The organism is Halioglobus sp. D3-4 (genome assembly GCF_055809315.1).
Window position 1 is genome coordinate 3,157,313 of sequence record NZ_CM147907.1, and the last position, 14,514, is coordinate 3,171,826.

At 58.3% G+C, this 14,514-nt stretch carries 14 protein-coding genes; 2 read left to right on the forward strand and 12 right to left on the reverse strand.

Annotated elements, in window-relative coordinates:
• Positions 1 to 48: 48 nt before the first annotated feature.
• The 11 genes from AC0L6S_RS13620 to AC0L6S_RS13670 form a co-directional block, all read right to left on the reverse strand.
• Entirely contained in the window at positions 49 to 1,230 is a 1,182-nt protein-coding gene (locus AC0L6S_RS13620; RefSeq protein ID WP_473424550.1) for an ATP phosphoribosyltransferase regulatory subunit, read from the reverse strand.
• Between the two features lie 15 nt (positions 1,231 to 1,245).
• Positions 1,246 to 1,437: a DUF2065 domain-containing protein gene (locus tag AC0L6S_RS13625; protein ID WP_473424551.1), complete on the reverse strand. Its 192-nt coding sequence runs from the start codon at positions 1,435 to 1,437 to the stop codon at positions 1,246 to 1,248.
• Positions 1,438 to 1,522: 85 nt separating this feature from the next.
• Positions 1,523 to 2,422, reverse strand: coding sequence for a protease modulator HflC (gene hflC / locus AC0L6S_RS13630; RefSeq protein WP_473424553.1), 900 nt, complete (start codon positions 2,420 to 2,422; stop codon positions 1,523 to 1,525).
• 2 nt (positions 2,423 to 2,424) lie between these two features.
• Positions 2,425 to 3,579 carry an FtsH protease activity modulator HflK gene (gene hflK, locus AC0L6S_RS13635; protein WP_473424554.1) on the reverse strand — a complete coding sequence of 385 codons (1,155 nt, stop codon included), beginning with the start codon at positions 3,577 to 3,579 and terminating at the stop codon, positions 2,425 to 2,427.
• An 80-nt stretch (positions 3,580 to 3,659) separates the two neighbouring features.
• Positions 3,660 to 4,931, reverse strand: coding sequence for a ribosome rescue GTPase HflX (gene hflX, locus AC0L6S_RS13640; RefSeq protein ID WP_473424555.1), 1,272 nt, complete (start codon positions 4,929 to 4,931; stop codon positions 3,660 to 3,662).
• Between the two features lie 55 nt (positions 4,932 to 4,986).
• The gene (gene hfq, locus AC0L6S_RS13645) at positions 4,987 to 5,238 is read right to left on the reverse strand and encodes an RNA chaperone Hfq (protein WP_159168392.1); all 252 of its coding nucleotides are present in this window, start codon (positions 5,236 to 5,238) and stop codon (positions 4,987 to 4,989) included.
• A 147-nt stretch (positions 5,239 to 5,385) separates the two neighbouring features.
• Entirely contained in the window at positions 5,386 to 6,369 is a 984-nt protein-coding gene (gene miaA / locus AC0L6S_RS13650; RefSeq protein ID WP_473424556.1) for a tRNA (adenosine(37)-N6)-dimethylallyltransferase MiaA, read from the reverse strand.
• A 15-nt stretch (positions 6,370 to 6,384) separates the two neighbouring features.
• Positions 6,385 to 8,226: a DNA mismatch repair endonuclease MutL gene (gene mutL / locus AC0L6S_RS13655; RefSeq protein WP_473424558.1), complete on the reverse strand. Its 1,842-nt coding sequence runs from the start codon at positions 8,224 to 8,226 to the stop codon at positions 6,385 to 6,387.
• A 13-nt stretch (positions 8,227 to 8,239) separates the two neighbouring features.
• Complete coding sequence (locus tag AC0L6S_RS13660; RefSeq protein ID WP_473424559.1) at positions 8,240 to 9,544, reverse strand: N-acetylmuramoyl-L-alanine amidase family protein; 1,305 nt, start codon at positions 9,542 to 9,544, stop codon at positions 8,240 to 8,242.
• Between the two features lie 42 nt (positions 9,545 to 9,586).
• Entirely contained in the window at positions 9,587 to 10,066 is a 480-nt protein-coding gene (gene tsaE, locus AC0L6S_RS13665; RefSeq protein ID WP_473424560.1) for a tRNA (adenosine(37)-N6)-threonylcarbamoyltransferase complex ATPase subunit type 1 TsaE, read from the reverse strand.
• The gene (locus tag AC0L6S_RS13670; protein ID WP_473424561.1) at positions 10,063 to 11,544 is read right to left on the reverse strand and encodes an NAD(P)H-hydrate dehydratase; all 1,482 of its coding nucleotides are present in this window, start codon (positions 11,542 to 11,544) and stop codon (positions 10,063 to 10,065) included. The genes tsaE and AC0L6S_RS13670 overlap by 4 nt, the downstream gene beginning before the upstream one ends.
• Positions 11,545 to 11,793: 249 nt before the next feature.
• Between AC0L6S_RS13670 and queG the strand changes: the two genes are divergently transcribed.
• Positions 11,794 to 12,870 carry a tRNA epoxyqueuosine(34) reductase QueG gene (gene queG, locus AC0L6S_RS13675; RefSeq protein ID WP_473424563.1) on the forward strand — a complete coding sequence of 359 codons (1,077 nt, stop codon included), beginning with the start codon at positions 11,794 to 11,796 and terminating at the stop codon, positions 12,868 to 12,870.
• On the opposite strand, the gene orn is transcribed toward queG, so the two are convergent.
• Positions 12,857 to 13,402 (reverse strand): oligoribonuclease, encoded by a 546-nt coding sequence (gene orn / locus AC0L6S_RS13680; protein WP_473424564.1) that lies wholly within the window; start codon positions 13,400 to 13,402, stop codon positions 12,857 to 12,859. The genes queG and orn overlap by 14 nt on opposite strands.
• An 84-nt stretch (positions 13,403 to 13,486) precedes the next feature.
• On the opposite strand from orn, the gene rsgA reads away from it, so the two are divergent.
• Positions 13,487 to 14,500 (forward strand): small ribosomal subunit biogenesis GTPase RsgA, encoded by a 1,014-nt coding sequence (gene rsgA, locus AC0L6S_RS13685; RefSeq protein WP_473424565.1) that lies wholly within the window; start codon positions 13,487 to 13,489, stop codon positions 14,498 to 14,500.
• Positions 14,501 to 14,514 lie beyond the last annotated feature (14 nt).

The following is a 14,514-nucleotide window of genomic DNA, read 5'->3' on the forward strand; positions in this document are numbered from 1 at the left end:
TAGCTCTTGTATTGAAGCAGATTGGGATGCACGTGCACTTCGGTTAGCTTAAACACGGTCATCGGTATTCAGTGGCAACACCTGCCACTGCTCGCCTTGTTCAACAAGTTGACGGTCACAGCATGGATCGGGGCTACCCGAAAGGCAGTTGATCACCACCTCGCCCGCTGCTCTCAACTCATGCACTTTCTGGTCCAGCGCAGCATCATCCACGTCCGGCATGCTGATCGCACCGGCGCTGTCAGGAGCCGGCGGCAGCAAGGCCACCAGCGCCTTAAGATCGGTGTTGAAACCGGTTGCAGGTCTCGCCCTGCCGTAGACAGCACCAACATCATTGTAGCGTCCGCCGTTGGCCAGCGCCTGACCACTGCCTGCCACATATGCGGCAAACACCAGTCCTGTGTGATAGTGATAACCACGCAATTCAGCCAGATCGAAATAGATATCCATATCCGGCGATTGCCGGCGGATGTCACAGGCCACTTCCTGCAGCGCATCAACACCTGCCAGCGCGTCGGGTACAGCCTCGGCAAACAACTCGCGTGCCCTGAGCAATACATCCTCGTCGCCGTGCAAGTCTACCAGTGCGATAATGAGTGAGGCGACTGTGGGATCAACATCTGCCAAGGCCAGGCGCAGATCCGGCACAGATTTGCGCTGCAGGGCATCAAAAACAGTCTTTTCCTTGTCGCCGCTGAGGCCCGCTCTGGCCAGTACTGCCTCATAGATTCCAACATGCCCGAGATCGAGTGTAACTCCGGTAAGCCCGACAGACTGGAGCGTTGCCAGCATCAGCCGCACGATTTCCACGTCCGCGCCCAGACTGTCATCGCCGTAGAGTTCAGCGCCCAACTGAATGGGCGAACGCGAGGCCAACAGCGACTTGGGACGAGTGTGCAGGGTAGAGCCGGCGTAACACAGGCGGGACACACCTTCCTCTGCCAGGCTGTGCGCATCGATGCGCGCTACCTGCGGTGTAATGTCCGCGCGTATTCCCAGGGTGCGACCGCTGAGTTGATCGGTCAGCTTGAACGTGAGCAAATCCAGGTCCTCGCCCAGCCCCACCAGCAGCGATTCCGTGAACTCCATCAGTGGCGGAATAACCAGCCGGTAGCCCCAACTGCGATAGAGATCCAGCAACGCGCGGCGCAGCGCCTCCACCGACTCGGCCTGCGCCGGAAGTACTTCCTCCACACCATCGGGAAGTTGCCAGTGATCTACTGTAGACATCATTTTCACCCGGCCCTAATGCACCAAATACAGAATTACTACGCCAAACAGCATGCTGCCCAGCCCGACATTGCGGATCACGCGATCATCCATTTTCTCAGCCATTGTCAGCATGTTCCGCCAGCGATCCGGACTTATGAAGGGCAACATGCCTTCGATAATAAACACCAGCGCAATGGCGACCGGAAGTACTTGCCAAAAATCCACGCGCTCTCCCGGCCTCCAATCTCAACACAATAAAACCCCACTGCCACCCGACCGCAATGCCAGTGCCGGGCAGCAGAAACGGGGTTTAATTCGCTACTTTTCCTTTGCCGGGTTTACCGCCTTTGGAGTCCTTCAGGTAGCGGAAGAACTCGCTGTCAGGTTGCACCAGCATAATATCACCGTTGCCCTGAAAGGCATCCTGATAAGCCCTGAGACTGCGGGTAAATGAGTAAAACTCGGGATCGGCACTGAACGCATCAGCATAGATAGCGGTGGCAGTTGCATCACCTTCACCGCGGATCAGCTCAGAATCGCGGTAGGCGTTGGCCTTCAGCACTGTGACCTCGCGATCGGCTGCGGCTCGAATACCTTCCGCGAGCTCCTGCCCCTGAGATCGGTGCTCGCGCGCTTCCTTTTCACGCTCGGCGTTCATCCGCCGATAAACGGACTCCGACACATCCGGTGGCAAATCGATCTGCTTTACGCGGACATCCACTACCTCAACACCCAGCCCCTCCTGCGCGACCACAGTGAGTTCCTCGGTAAGGTCCTGCATCAACTCATCGCGTTCGCCGGACACCACTTCCTGAATCGTACGCACGGCGACCTGGTTGCGCAGGCCATCATTGATACGTTGGGATAGCAGCGACATCGCGCGCGATTCCTCGCCATTGGTAGCCGTATAGAATTTTTCGGTATCCGCCACCTTGAACTTTGCGTAAGAATCCACGATCAGCGCTTTTTTCTCCTGGGTGAAGAAGCGCTCGGGGTTGGAGTCCACCGTGAGCACTCGCCCGTCGAACTTGCGCACATTATTGACGAAGGGAATTTTGAAATGCAGACCTGGTTGCAGGTTTGGGTTAACCACCTCACCGAACTGCAGCAATACACCGCGCTCAGTTTCCTTGATCACATACAGCGAGTTGCTCAGCAGCAGCACCGCCACCAGCGCGACAAAAATTAAGGTTATATTTCGACCTGACATGTCTAGCGCCCTCCCCTTCGACCTTCACTCACAGCAGCGTCGCGACGCAACTGTTCAGTGACGGCATTGGTCAATTCTCGAATAGTGGAGCTATCCACCTTTATCGCGCCGGGCGCACTGCTGCTCTGGCTGCGCTCAGCCAGCTTGTCCAGTGGCAGATACATCACGTTATTGCCGCCCTCTACATCAACCATGACCTTATTGGTCTGACTGAATACTGCCTGCACCGCATCCAGATATAACCGTTCACGGGTTACCACAGGTGACTTGCGGTATTCAGCCAACAGTGCACTGAAGCGCTCCGCCTCACCCTGGGCATTGGCGATAACCTGCTCCTTATAAGCGCTGGCTTCTTCAATCTGGCGCTGGGCAGAACCGCGCGCCTCGGGAACAATCCCGTTGGCGTACGCCTGCGCTTCGTTCTGCAGCCGCTCCTCGTCTTCTCGGGCCTTGATAACATCATCAAATGCGGCCTGTACCTGCGACGGTGGTTTCGACTCGTCAATCGTCACCTTGCTGACCAGGATGCCTGTTTGATAGAGATTGAGATATTCCTGCAGTCTCTGTTGAACATCCACCCCGATTTGCGCCCGGCCCTCAGTCAGCACCATGTCCATGCTGGTGCCGCCCACCACATGCCGCAACGCACTTTGCGCAGCATGTTGCAGGGAGCGCTCTGGTGCGCGCACTTTAAGTACAAAATCGACAGGATTATCCAGCACATATTGCACCGACAGCTTAACCTCGACGATATTTTCATCCTGCGTAAGCATGATTTCGCGGAAACTGATGGAGCGAACTTTGGTAACATTCAGCAGTGTTACTTCGTCAATCAGTGGGGGATTCCAATGCAAACCTGGCTGCACGGTGTCCAGATATTTACCAAACCGCAGCACAACGCCACGCTCCTGCTGGTCGACCTGATAAAAGCCCATAGCCGCCCAGATCACCAGCGCGACCACGAGCAATACGCCAAGGGCCGCACCGGAAAAGCCCGGCGTACCTCCGCTGCCGCTGGAGCCGCCACCACCGAACAGACCTCCCATTTTGGCCTGTAGTTTCTTCAGCGCCTCATCGAGATCGGGGGGACCTTGATCGCCGCCACCCCATGGGTCTTTGGGCTTATTATTACCACCACCCGGTTCATTCCAGGCCATAACGAACTCCTAATGTAATCTCGACAACAGTCTACCAAAAATTCTGCCCGGGGTACGCGCGCTATTGCACTACCCCGGCTCTAAAAAAGCGGTTCCGGCCCCTTCTTCATGAGGCGATTCCAATCGGCGCGCGGCAACCTGACGCTGAGGTGCGCCACGCCGTCTTCGCTGTAGTCTTCGGTCTCGACAGCACCCAAACTGTAGAGCGCAGCGCGCAGACTCCCGTCTTTGGGCTCCAGATACAAGTCTTCGGATACCATGTCCTGCCCCACCAGTTCTGAAATGGCCTGCGATAACAGTTCGGTGCCAGCGCCGGTAGCTGCACTCAACCACACCCGCTCGGGCTTACCCTGCGCGTCACGCTCCAGACGAGGCTCCTGTTCAAGCAGGTCCAGTTTATTGAAAACCAACAGCTGCGGGATGTCCTCGGCTCCGATCTCCGCCAGCACATCCTGCACCTGGTCGATATTACGACCCCTGTCCTCTGTCGCGGCATCCACGATATGCAACAGCAAGTCGGCGTTCAGAGTCTCCTCCAGTGTCGCCTTGAAAGCCTCGACCAGCTTGTGTGGCAGGTGTGAGATAAAGCCCACAGTGTCCGCCAGTACCACGGGACCGACACTTTCCAATTCAACGCGGCGCAAGGTGGGGTCCAGAGTCGCAAACAGTTGATCCGCCGCGTACACAGAGGAATCCGTGATGCGATTAAACAATGTGGATTTGCCCGCATTGGTATACCCCACAAACGATACAGTGGGTATCTCGGCCCTGATACGCGAGCGGCGCCCCTGCTCGCGCTGCTTGCGCACTTTCTCCAGCCTCGCCGTGATGGATTTAAGGCGGACTCGCAACAGGCGCCTGTCTGTCTCCAGCTGGGTTTCCCCCGGCCCGCGCAAGCCTATACCACCTTTTTGTCGCTCAAGGTGGGTCCACCCCCGCACCAGACGGGTCGACATATGCTGCAGCTGCGCGAGTTCAACCTGTAACTTTCCCTCGTGGGTGCGCGCTCTCTGGGCGAAGATATCCAGTATCAACCCGGTTCGGTCCAGCACCCGACACTCCAGTTCCTTCTCCAGATTGCGCTCCTGACTGGGGCTGAGTGCGTGATTGAACATCACTATTTCCGCGCACTCGACATGTACCAACTCGCGGATCTCCTCGAGCTTTCCGCTTCCCACAAAGGTACGCGGGTGCGGAGCGACTCTGGAGCCCATTACAAAGGCCACGGGGTCACCACCGGCAGACAGCACAAGTTCCTCAAACTCCCGAGGGTCCTCGCGCTCCAATTCACTGGCAATATTCAGGTGAACGAGCACAGCGCGTTCCCCCGAATCGGGACGGTCAAAAAACAAATCTACCTCTTCAGGTCAGAACCAGGCGATGACTGAAGCTCTGCCTGTGAGACACCTAACCGGCGTCTTCGTCATCGTCCTGTGGGTTTTGCAACGGCACACGCACCACGCGGGAAGGGACAACCGTGGATATCGCATGTTTGTAAACCATCTGGCTCACAGTATTTTTCAGCAGCACCACAAATTGATCGAAAGATTCAATCTGGCCCTGCAGTTTGATACCGTTTACAAGATAAATGGAAACGGGTACTCGCTCCTTACGCAAAATATTCAAATAAGGGTCTTGTAGCGTATGCCCTTTTGACATATCTCTCTCCTAATATGGCCCAACTCGGGCCGAAAAGTTAAATGGACCTACCTCATACCAATCTGGACACACGGCCCCTGCCGGTTTTCAAAGCGAATAGCGGGACCTGCGTCCTGCCGGCCACAGTATAATGCATTTGTATCATACTTATAGTGGGGGTCGCGTAAGATAGTTCAAGGCCATTGCCAGTGGCGAATCGGCGTTTGACCCCTCAAAAGCCCCACCAGAGACTTCCGACATAGCTAACTTACCGGCATGATCGGTGTATATCCAATCAATATCGGTCCATTTTCGCAACCAAGTCAGCTGTCGTTTCGCCAGTTGCCTGGTTGCAACAATTGCGGCCTGTACCGCCTCTTCGAGGCTGCATTCGCCCTCCAGGTGCCGCCACAGTTGACGATAACCGACTGCGCGAATTGCGGGTAGGTCAGCGCGCAGCTCCGGGCGCAGGCGTAAATCCCGCACCTCCTCCAAAAACCCCTCCGCCATCATCAGTTCGAATCGCATGGCGATACGCTGGTGCAGCACGGCCCGGTCGGCCGGACATATCCCCAGTTGCACGATACGACAGTGATCAAAAGCAGGGGCGGCCGTTTTTTGATGCCATTGCGTAATTGTTACGCCGCTACTATGGAACACTTCCAGCGCCCGGCTCAAGCGCTGGGAGTGGTTGGGGTGGATACGTGCGGCGGCTATCGGATCGACCTGCGCCAGCTCCCGGTGAAGCGCTGGCCAACCCTCCTCTTCGGCACGGGCCGCGATACGAGAGCGAATAGCGGGATCCGCCGGTGGCATCTCGGACAGCCCCTCCAGAAAAGCCTTGAAATATAGCATCGTGCCGCCGACCAGCAGCGGGGTCCTGCCACGTTCGAGAATCTCCGCCACCACACGGTTGGCATCCGCCAGAAAATCTGCCGCCGAATAAATCTCGACCGGATCACGAATATCTACCAGATGATGCGGGTATGATGGCTTGGCACTGCCGATATCGAGCCCTCGATATACCAGCGCGGAGTCGACACTGACCAATTCACAGTCAAGTCGCCCTGCCAGCTCTATGGCCAGATCGGTTTTTCCCGACGCGGTGGGGCCCATCAGGCAAATCAGCAGCGGACTCTCGGCGCTCGCCATCAGGGTTATTCTGGCCTATCGGCCGCGCAGAAAGAGCGAGTCCAGTTCATCCAGACCCATTTGAATCCAGGTGGGCCGGCCGTGGTTGCACTGACCAGAGCGCTCGGTTTCCTCCATGTCTCGCAGCAGCGAATTCATCTCGGGAATGGTAAGGCGCCGGTTCGCCCGGACTGAGCCGTGGCAGGCCATGGTCGACAGAATTTCATCCATATGCGCCTCTATGCGTTCCGAACTGCCGAACTCGATTAAGTCTGCCAGCACATCGCGCAGCAATTGCTCCACGTTGGAGTCTCGCAAAATCACTGGAATCTGGCGAATCACGAGACTCTCTTCTCCGCCTTCGTCGACGGCGAGACCCAGCCGCTCAAACAGTGCGCTGTGCTCTATCGCGACCTGCACTTCGCGCTGGCTGACCGCTACCGACTGCGGCACCAGCAGGGGCTGACTGCGGATACCGTTTTCATCGCGCGCGGCCTTGAGACGCTCGTAGGTAATGCGCTCATGGGCTGCGTGCATGTCTACCAGTACCAAACCGTGCGCGTTCTCAGCCAACACATAGATGCCTTTTAACTGGGCCAACGCATAGCCCAGCGGCGGCACCTCCTCGGGAGACTCCACTGCCGGTAGACCGTGCAATCTGGAGTAACTGTTCATCTGCCCCGCTACCTGATTTGCCGATGGCGCAGGGGCACCAAAGCTTCTCCCAGGCATGCCGGGACGATCGGCAGCGGGGGTGCCCCATGCCAGCGGGCTCTGGTTGCGGATCTCGCCCGTTGCCGTGTCAATTGCCATCCCGTCGGCCGTTGCCAGCAGTTGCTCCGCCGCCGGATCACCACCGGGCCCCTGCCCTGGACGTACATCGGCAAGGGCGCGATGCAGGCTGGAAAAGATGAAGTTGTGCACTGCGCGGCCATCCCGAAATCGCACCTCATGCTTGGTCGGGTGCACATTGACATCAACCTGCGCCGGATCCAGTTCCAAATACAGCACAAACGCCGGGTGCCGACCGTGGTAGAGCACATCGCGGTACGCCTGCTTTACCGCATGCGCGATCAGACGGTCACGAATAACACGGCCATTGACGAAAAAATATTGCAAGTCGGCCTGACTGCGGGAAAACGTTGGCAGCCCAACCCAGCCCGACAGGCGGTAGGGCGGGACATCAGATTCAATGGCGATGGCCTGCTCCATAAACGCCGGCCCGCAGATCGCCGCCACGCGGCGTTGACGCTCAGCCTGTACTGAAGCGGCCTTTAGGTTGTGCACCACCTTGCCGTTGTGACGCAGTGCAAATGCCACATCAAAGCGCGACAGCGCCAGGCGCTTCACCACTTCTTCAAGGTGGTTGAACTCGGTCTTCTCGGTGCGCAGGAACTTGCGCCTTGCAGGTGTATTGAAAAACAGATCACGCACTTCAACGGTCGTGCCGCGCGGATGCGGAGCGGGTTTGCGCTGCACTTCCATCTCCCGACCCTCGCAGGCCGCACTGCTGCCCTCACTGCCGCGTTCGTTAGCGTTACTGGTGAGGGTCAGGCGTGAGACCGAACCGATACTGGCCAGGGCCTCTCCCCGAAACCCCAGGCTGCCGACCCGTTCAAGGTCTTCCAGAGACGCAATCTTACTGGTGGCATGACGGGCCAGGGCGAGCGCCATGTCATCTGCAGAAATACCAAACCCATCATCGCGCACCCGAATCAGCTTGGAACCGCCGGCTTCGACATCGATATCCACGCGGGTTGCACCCGCATCGAGACTGTTCTCCAGCACTTCTTTGACTACCGAAGCGGGGCGCTCGACAACTTCTCCAGCGGCGATCTGGTTGGCCAGTCTGGAACTGAGCAAATGTATTTTGGGCATTTAAGCGGTGTTATCAGCTCTGCGGAATATTCAGCTTCTGTCCCACCAGAATTCTCGAGCTATTGCTGATGCTGTTATAGCTCTTGAGTTCGGCCAGCGGCACCCTGAAGCGATCGGCGATCCCCGACAGTGTATCACCCCGGGCGATGATGTACTCCTGTCCGCTCTGTTGCTTTTGCCAGGCCAGCAAGGTGCCGGAGGGCGGATGTGCCATGAACCACTGGCGGATGCCGCGATGGATGGCGCTGGCCATTTTCTTCTGATAGGCGGTCGTCGCAAGCAGGCCGGCTTCCTTCGGATTCGAGATAAAGCCCGTCTCCACCAATATGGAGGGAATATCCGGCGACTTGAGCACCGCAAACCCGGCCTGCTCGACCTGCCGCTTGTGCAGCTTGGCAACACCGTCGACGTTCCCCAACACCTTGGCGCCAAGTTTCAGGCTGGTATCCAGCGTCGACGTCATAGACAGGTCTGCCAGCACCCCCGCCAGCACATCATCCTTATCCGACAGACTAACACCGCCGACCAGGTCCGCCGCATTTTCCCGCTGCGCCAGATAGTCTGCTGCGGTGCTGGTAGCCCCGCCAATTGACAGCGCATAGACCGAGGCCCCGTGAGCCTCCTTGCGCTTGAAGGCATCGGCGTGAATGGACACGAAAAGATCTGCCTGGCGCTCCCGCGCCATATCCCGACGCCCCTTGAGACTGATGTAGTAATCCCCCGTGCGTATCAGGGTTGGTTTGAAGCCCGGGTCAGCCTGTAAAAGGGCATTCAGCTCACGAGCGATGGCCAGCACAACGTCTTTTTCATCGACCCGATTGGGACCGGTAGCACCCGGATCCTCACCACCATGACCGGCATCAATCGCTATCACCAGGTCCCTCTTGGCCGAGTTTTGTACCGTCTTTTTAACCTCTGCCTGCTTCGCCTGCCGGTCATACAGATCCAGCACAAGCCGATCGCCCGCCTGCTCATTAGCTTTCAACGCAAAACTGCGGGGGTCAACTTCTTCGGTAATCTCCAGCACCACGCGCAGGTCATCGCCATCGCGCACGCCGGTGCGAACAGTCGAGATCGGACTGTTGGCGAAATTCAGCTTGGTCAGGTCAGCGCGCAGTTGAGTGTCCTGGATATCCAGCACAATGCGCCCTGGGTCGGACAATACGATAAGCGAGTGCTGAGTGGGATCGGTGAGATCGAAGACAATGCGGGTGTGATCGGGTGCACGCCACAGGCGCACATCGTGCACTTCCGCGGCCCACACAGGGGACGCGCCCAGAAAACCCAGGACTATTGCAATCCACCACGCCCTGCTCATATCACTCCCACCGGATAACGCTATTGTTCTTCAGGGTTGGGTCTATGCCCCGGACTCTTTGCGCATCTGTCGCAATATCCGTTCGCCCTGCCCGGTCACCGCGTCAAATACCAGACGACGGCCCCGACCTTCTTGTTCTATGGTAATCACTAAATCAGCCGAGGGCAAAGCGCCCAGGCCTCGCTCAGGCCATTCCACCAGACAAACCGACATATCACCAAAATAATCGCGAATGCCCATGAATTCCAGTTCCTCGGGGTCGCCAAGGCGGTACAAGTCGAAATGGAATATGTCCATATTTTTAAGGTGATAGGGCTCAACCAGCGTATAGGTAGGGCTTTTGACCGCCCCCGTATGCCCCAGCGACTGAATGAACCCGCGACTGAAGGTGGTTTTGCCCATGCCCAGATCACCCTGCAGAAAAATCACCAGGCCCGGCTCACAAACAGCACCCAGGCGCGCGCCCGACTGAACCATCGCCACCTCATCTGCCGCCAATACCGTGTATTGCCCGCTCATCATTCGAGCAGACCCCGCATCGGCGCCATCAGATCAGACGCCAACAGACCGCGCTGACCCTCTGCGGCAGCGATATCAGCGGCAGCACCGTGCAAACACACTCCCAGTGCGGCCGACTCCAGCGGTACCAGATGCTGCGCCAGCAACGCCCCTATCACACCGCTGAGCACATCTCCCATACCGCCGCTGGCCATGCCGGGATTGCCGTAATCGCTCAGCAAAATACTCTGCCCATCACTTACCAGAGTGCCATTTCCCTTGAGCACAAACACACCCCCGTAGCGCGCCTGTAACGCGCTGACAGCGGCGAAGCGGTCGGCCTGTACCTCGGTCGTTGTGCAGGACAACAGCCGCGCGGCCTCTCCGGGATGGGGCGTAAACACCCGGTTTTCTAGCGCACCTATTTCACCCAGTGCGCCGCTGGCCAACAGATTCAACCCGTCGGCGTCGAGCAGCAAGGGCTTGCCGCTGGCCAACGCCTGCTGTGCCAGGTCTTTCGACCAGGACGACTGGCCCAGGCCGGGACCCACTACCAACACATCGGCACTGTCCAACATAGACTTGAAATCATCCACTGCAGTGATGCCGCGAGGCATTACCTCCGGCACTCTCGTTATCAGTGCTGCCACATGCTCAGGGCGCGTCGCCACCTGCACCAGACCGGCACCACAGCGCAGTGCTGCTTCTGCCGCCAGCAACGCCGCGCCAGCCAGGCCGTAATCACCGCCTACCACCAGTACAGTACCGTACAATCCTTTGTGGGCCGTGGCGGGCCTCACAGGGAGGCGCTCCAGCAGGGGCTCCAGTTCCAGGCGCGCACAATGCGAGGGGATGGACGCGTAGACATCGCCGGGGACAGCCAGATCACAAAAATGTACCGCGCCGGTGAAATCAGGCGCGCGCAACGTAAAGAGTCCACGCTTCAACCCTATGAAGGTAACCGTGAGATCCGCGTGCACCGCATTGCCCAGAACGCGACCGGTATCCGAACACAGACCGGAGGGAATATCGACGGCCAGCACCGGCACACCGCTTTGGTTAATTACGTCTATAGCCTTTACGTAGTCGCCGCGCACATCACCGCCCAGCCCAGTGCCTAGCATGGCATCGACGATCACGCCCTCACTTACCAGCGAGGCCTCTGCGAAGGGCACCACCCTGACCCCGTTGGCCAGTGCCTGCTCTCGCGCCAACAGCGCATCGCCGGTAATTTTTTCCGCCTCACCCACCTGAAATACGGTAACCGGGATACCGCGCTTGTGCGCCAGATCTGCGATCAGAAAGCCGTCCCCACCGTTGTTGCCGGTGCCACACAACAAGGTTAAAGATACTGGCTCCGGCCACGCTTCCAGCAAACAGCGGAAGGCCGTCTCTGCCGCGCGCGACATCAGCGTGATGCCGGGTATCCCGTGATCATGGATCGCACAGTGATCCAGCGCCCGGGTTTGTGCTGCGGTGTACAGGGGTTCTGTCCCTAACATGACTTGCTGCCTATTGTTCGACTGGATCGCTGTTCTATGTTGCGCTGGCCTGACAGCGGCAAGGGTATCCGGCCCGGTGGAGCCAGATACACCTACCGATGCACGCGGCAAGCGGATTAGTGGCCTGTCATTATAGTGGAAGCGGAGGGTGCGGCGATGCAGAACGCCGCTATTAGGAATAAAAAAACGTACATACCGAAATCTGATCTGTCAGAATTGCAACACTCTCCTAACCAGCGGTCGGAAAATTTGCCACAACATCCAACACTGCACAGCCCGCAAGCCACTGTTGAGAACATCCGGGGCTGGGCCTACGATCTCGGTTTCCAGCAGCTGGGCATTACCGGCGTTGACTTCGGCGATCATGAAGCCTATCTGCAGAAATGGCTGGATGCCGGGTATCACGGCAGCATGGCGTATATGGCGCGCCACGGCAGCAAACGCAGCCGTCCCGCCGAACTGGTGCCCGGCACCCTGCGAGTCATATCCCTGCGCATGGATTACCTGGAACCGGACACACAGCCGCTGCACATTCTCGAGTCACCCCAGAAGGCCTACATCTCGCGCTACACTCTGGGGCGCGATTACCACAAATTGATACGCAAGCGGCTGTCCCGGTTGGCGAACCGTATCGAAACCGAGCTTGGCGGCGGCCAGTTCCGGGCCTTCGTCGACAGCGCCCCGGTGCTGGAACGCGCCGCCGCAGAGCAAGCCGGACTGGGTTGGATCGCCAAAAACACCATGTTGATCAACCGCGACGCCGGCTCGTGGTTTTTCCTGGGCGAGATATTTACCGACCTGCCACTCCCGGTGGACGAAGCGCAGGGCAGCAAACACTGCGGCACCTGCACTGCCTGCCTCGATGTCTGCCCGACCAATGCATTCACCGGCCCGTTTCAACTCGATGCCCGCAAGTGCATCTCCTACCTCACCATTGAGCACCACGGCAGCATTGATCCCGCCCTGCGGCCCCTGATGGGCAACCGCATTTTCGGCTGCGACGACTGCCAGCTCTGCTGCCCGTGGAATAAGTTTGCTCAGGCGACAGCAGAGGGTGATTTTCGGCCACGTCACCACCTCGCCGATATTGATTTGGTCGCTCTATTTTACTGGGATGAAGCGACATTTCTGGCAAAAACAGAAGGCTCGGCTATCCGCCGTATAGGCTACGAACGTTGGCTGCGTAATATCGCCGTTGCGTTGGGTAATGCGCCGCGTTCAAATGAAGTGATAAATGCGCTGCTGCGTCGCCGGACGGACCCCTCACTAGTGGTTCAGGAGCACGTCGCCTGGGCACTGGCCCAACACGGCGCTATGCCAACTTGAGAAAGTGTTCGCGGTAGTAGCGCATTTCATTGATGGATTCACGGATGTCGTCCAGCGCCAGATGCGTTCCGGTCTTCTCAAAGCCGGCCTCCAACTCGGGTCGCCAACGCTGCATCAGGATTTTCAACGTACTCACATCCAGGTTGCGATAGTGGAAGAACGCCTCCAGCTGCGGCAAATGCCTGGCCATGAAGCGCCGATCCTGGCAAATCGTGTTCCCGCACATTGGGGATGCTCCCGGCGGCACCCACTGCTCCAGAAAGTCGATTGTTTCCTGCGCTGTCCGCTGCTCGTCGTAATCGCTGGCCCGCACCCTGTCCACCAGGCCGGAGCGCGTGTGATGGGTGGTATTCCATTCGTCCATCGCGCTCAACTTTTCCTCGCTCTGGTGCAGCGCGATGACCGGCCCCTCAGCCAGGGTATTCAGGTGTGTATCGGTGACTATCGTGGCAATTTCAATGACGGAATCATTGTCCGGATCGAGACCTGTCATTTCCATATCGACCCAAATAAGATTGCTGGCGTTTTGCATGCGAGGCTACCCTGAATCAGCTGAAGACGCGGCAGTGTAACAAATTGCCTCGACAGACCAAGGTCATATCCCAATAATGCAGGCATGAGTAAACGTAAGCTCAGCCGGCAGCAGGCCTGGCGCATTGAAAAAATCCAGGACGAGCGCGCCAAGCGCGCCGCTCGGCGTGATGTAGAAGCGCAGGACGCTCTCGGTGGCGGCCAGCTGGGCCCAGAGCAGGACGGGCTGGTGGTGGCACACTACGGCACACAAGTCGCGGTGGAATCCGAACCCGGCAAGACCCAGCGCTGCCATTTGCGCGCCAACCTTGACAACCTCGTCACCGGCGACCGCGTGGTGTGGTGTGAGGGCGACCCCATGGGAGTGGTTGTAGCCCAGCGCGAAAGGCATAGCGTCCTGTCACGCCCGGACCCGTACGGCAAACTGAAACCCGTCGCGGCCAACATTGACCAGATCCTTGTGGTGATTGCCCCGCTACCGGAACCTCACGCCAACCTGATCGACCGCTACCTGGTGGCCGCCGAAGCGGTGGGTATCGAACCAGTTATCCTGCTGAATAAAACCGATCTGCTGGCAGCACAGCCCGCATTGCAGGAAACCGTGGATGACTTGCTGGCAATATACCCCGAGCTCGGCTACCGGGTGATTCGCACCTCCACCAAGGACAGTGGCCTGACCGAATTGCACAGCGCCCTGCACGAGCGCACCAGCGTCTTTGTGGGGCAATCCGGTGTCGGTAAATCCTCTCTGGTGAATGCGCTGCTGCCGGACGCGGATATTCGCGTGGGCGCCCTGTCTGAGAACACTCAGAAAGGCACGCACACCACCACCACTGCGCAACTGCTGCACCTGAACTGCGGCGGTACATTGATCGATTCGCCGGGAATCCGCGAGTTTGGTTTGTGGCATATGAGCAAGGAGCAGGTGGAACAAGGCTTTCGCGAGTTTCGCGCGCTGCTGGGCACCTGCAAGTTTCGCGATTGCCAACATGAACAGGAGCCGGGTTGCGCGATTCTGGAGGCCGCAGAGTCCGGCGCGATCAGTGAGCGCAGGCTGGACAGTTATCGGCGTATTGTGGCTAGTCTGGATGACGTTTAGCACCGGCGGTGCAA

Bases quoted from the DNA above. Each gene is read 5' to 3' on its own strand.
- tsaE (WP_473424560.1), bottom strand. From the start codon at position 10,066: ATGATGAGCGGGCAATACACGGTATTGGCGGCAGATGAGGTGGCGATG.
- AC0L6S_RS13660 (WP_473424559.1), bottom strand. From the start codon at position 9,544: ATGAGCAGGGCGTGGTGGATTGCAATAGTCCTGGGTTTTCTGGGCGCG.
- hflK (WP_473424554.1), bottom strand. From the start codon at position 3,579: ATGGCCTGGAATGAACCGGGTGGTGGTAATAATAAGCCCAAAGACCCA.
- AC0L6S_RS13670 (WP_473424561.1), bottom strand. From the start codon at position 11,544: ATGTTAGGGACAGAACCCCTGTACACCGCAGCACAAACCCGGGCGCTG.
- hflC (WP_473424553.1), bottom strand. From the start codon at position 2,422: ATGTCAGGTCGAAATATAACCTTAATTTTTGTCGCGCTGGTGGCGGTG.
- rsgA (WP_473424565.1), top strand. From the start codon at position 13,487: ATGAGTAAACGTAAGCTCAGCCGGCAGCAGGCCTGGCGCATTGAAAAA.
- mutL (WP_473424558.1), bottom strand. From the start codon at position 8,226: ATGCCCAAAATACATTTGCTCAGTTCCAGACTGGCCAACCAGATCGCC.
- hfq (WP_159168392.1), bottom strand. From the start codon at position 5,238: ATGTCAAAAGGGCATACGCTACAAGACCCTTATTTGAATATTTTGCGT.
- miaA (WP_473424556.1), bottom strand. From the start codon at position 6,369: ATGGCGAGCGCCGAGAGTCCGCTGCTGATTTGCCTGATGGGCCCCACC.
- AC0L6S_RS13620 (WP_473424550.1), bottom strand. From the start codon at position 1,230: ATGTCTACAGTAGATCACTGGCAACTTCCCGATGGTGTGGAGGAAGTA.
- orn (WP_473424564.1), bottom strand. From the start codon at position 13,402: ATGCAAAACGCCAGCAATCTTATTTGGGTCGATATGGAAATGACAGGT.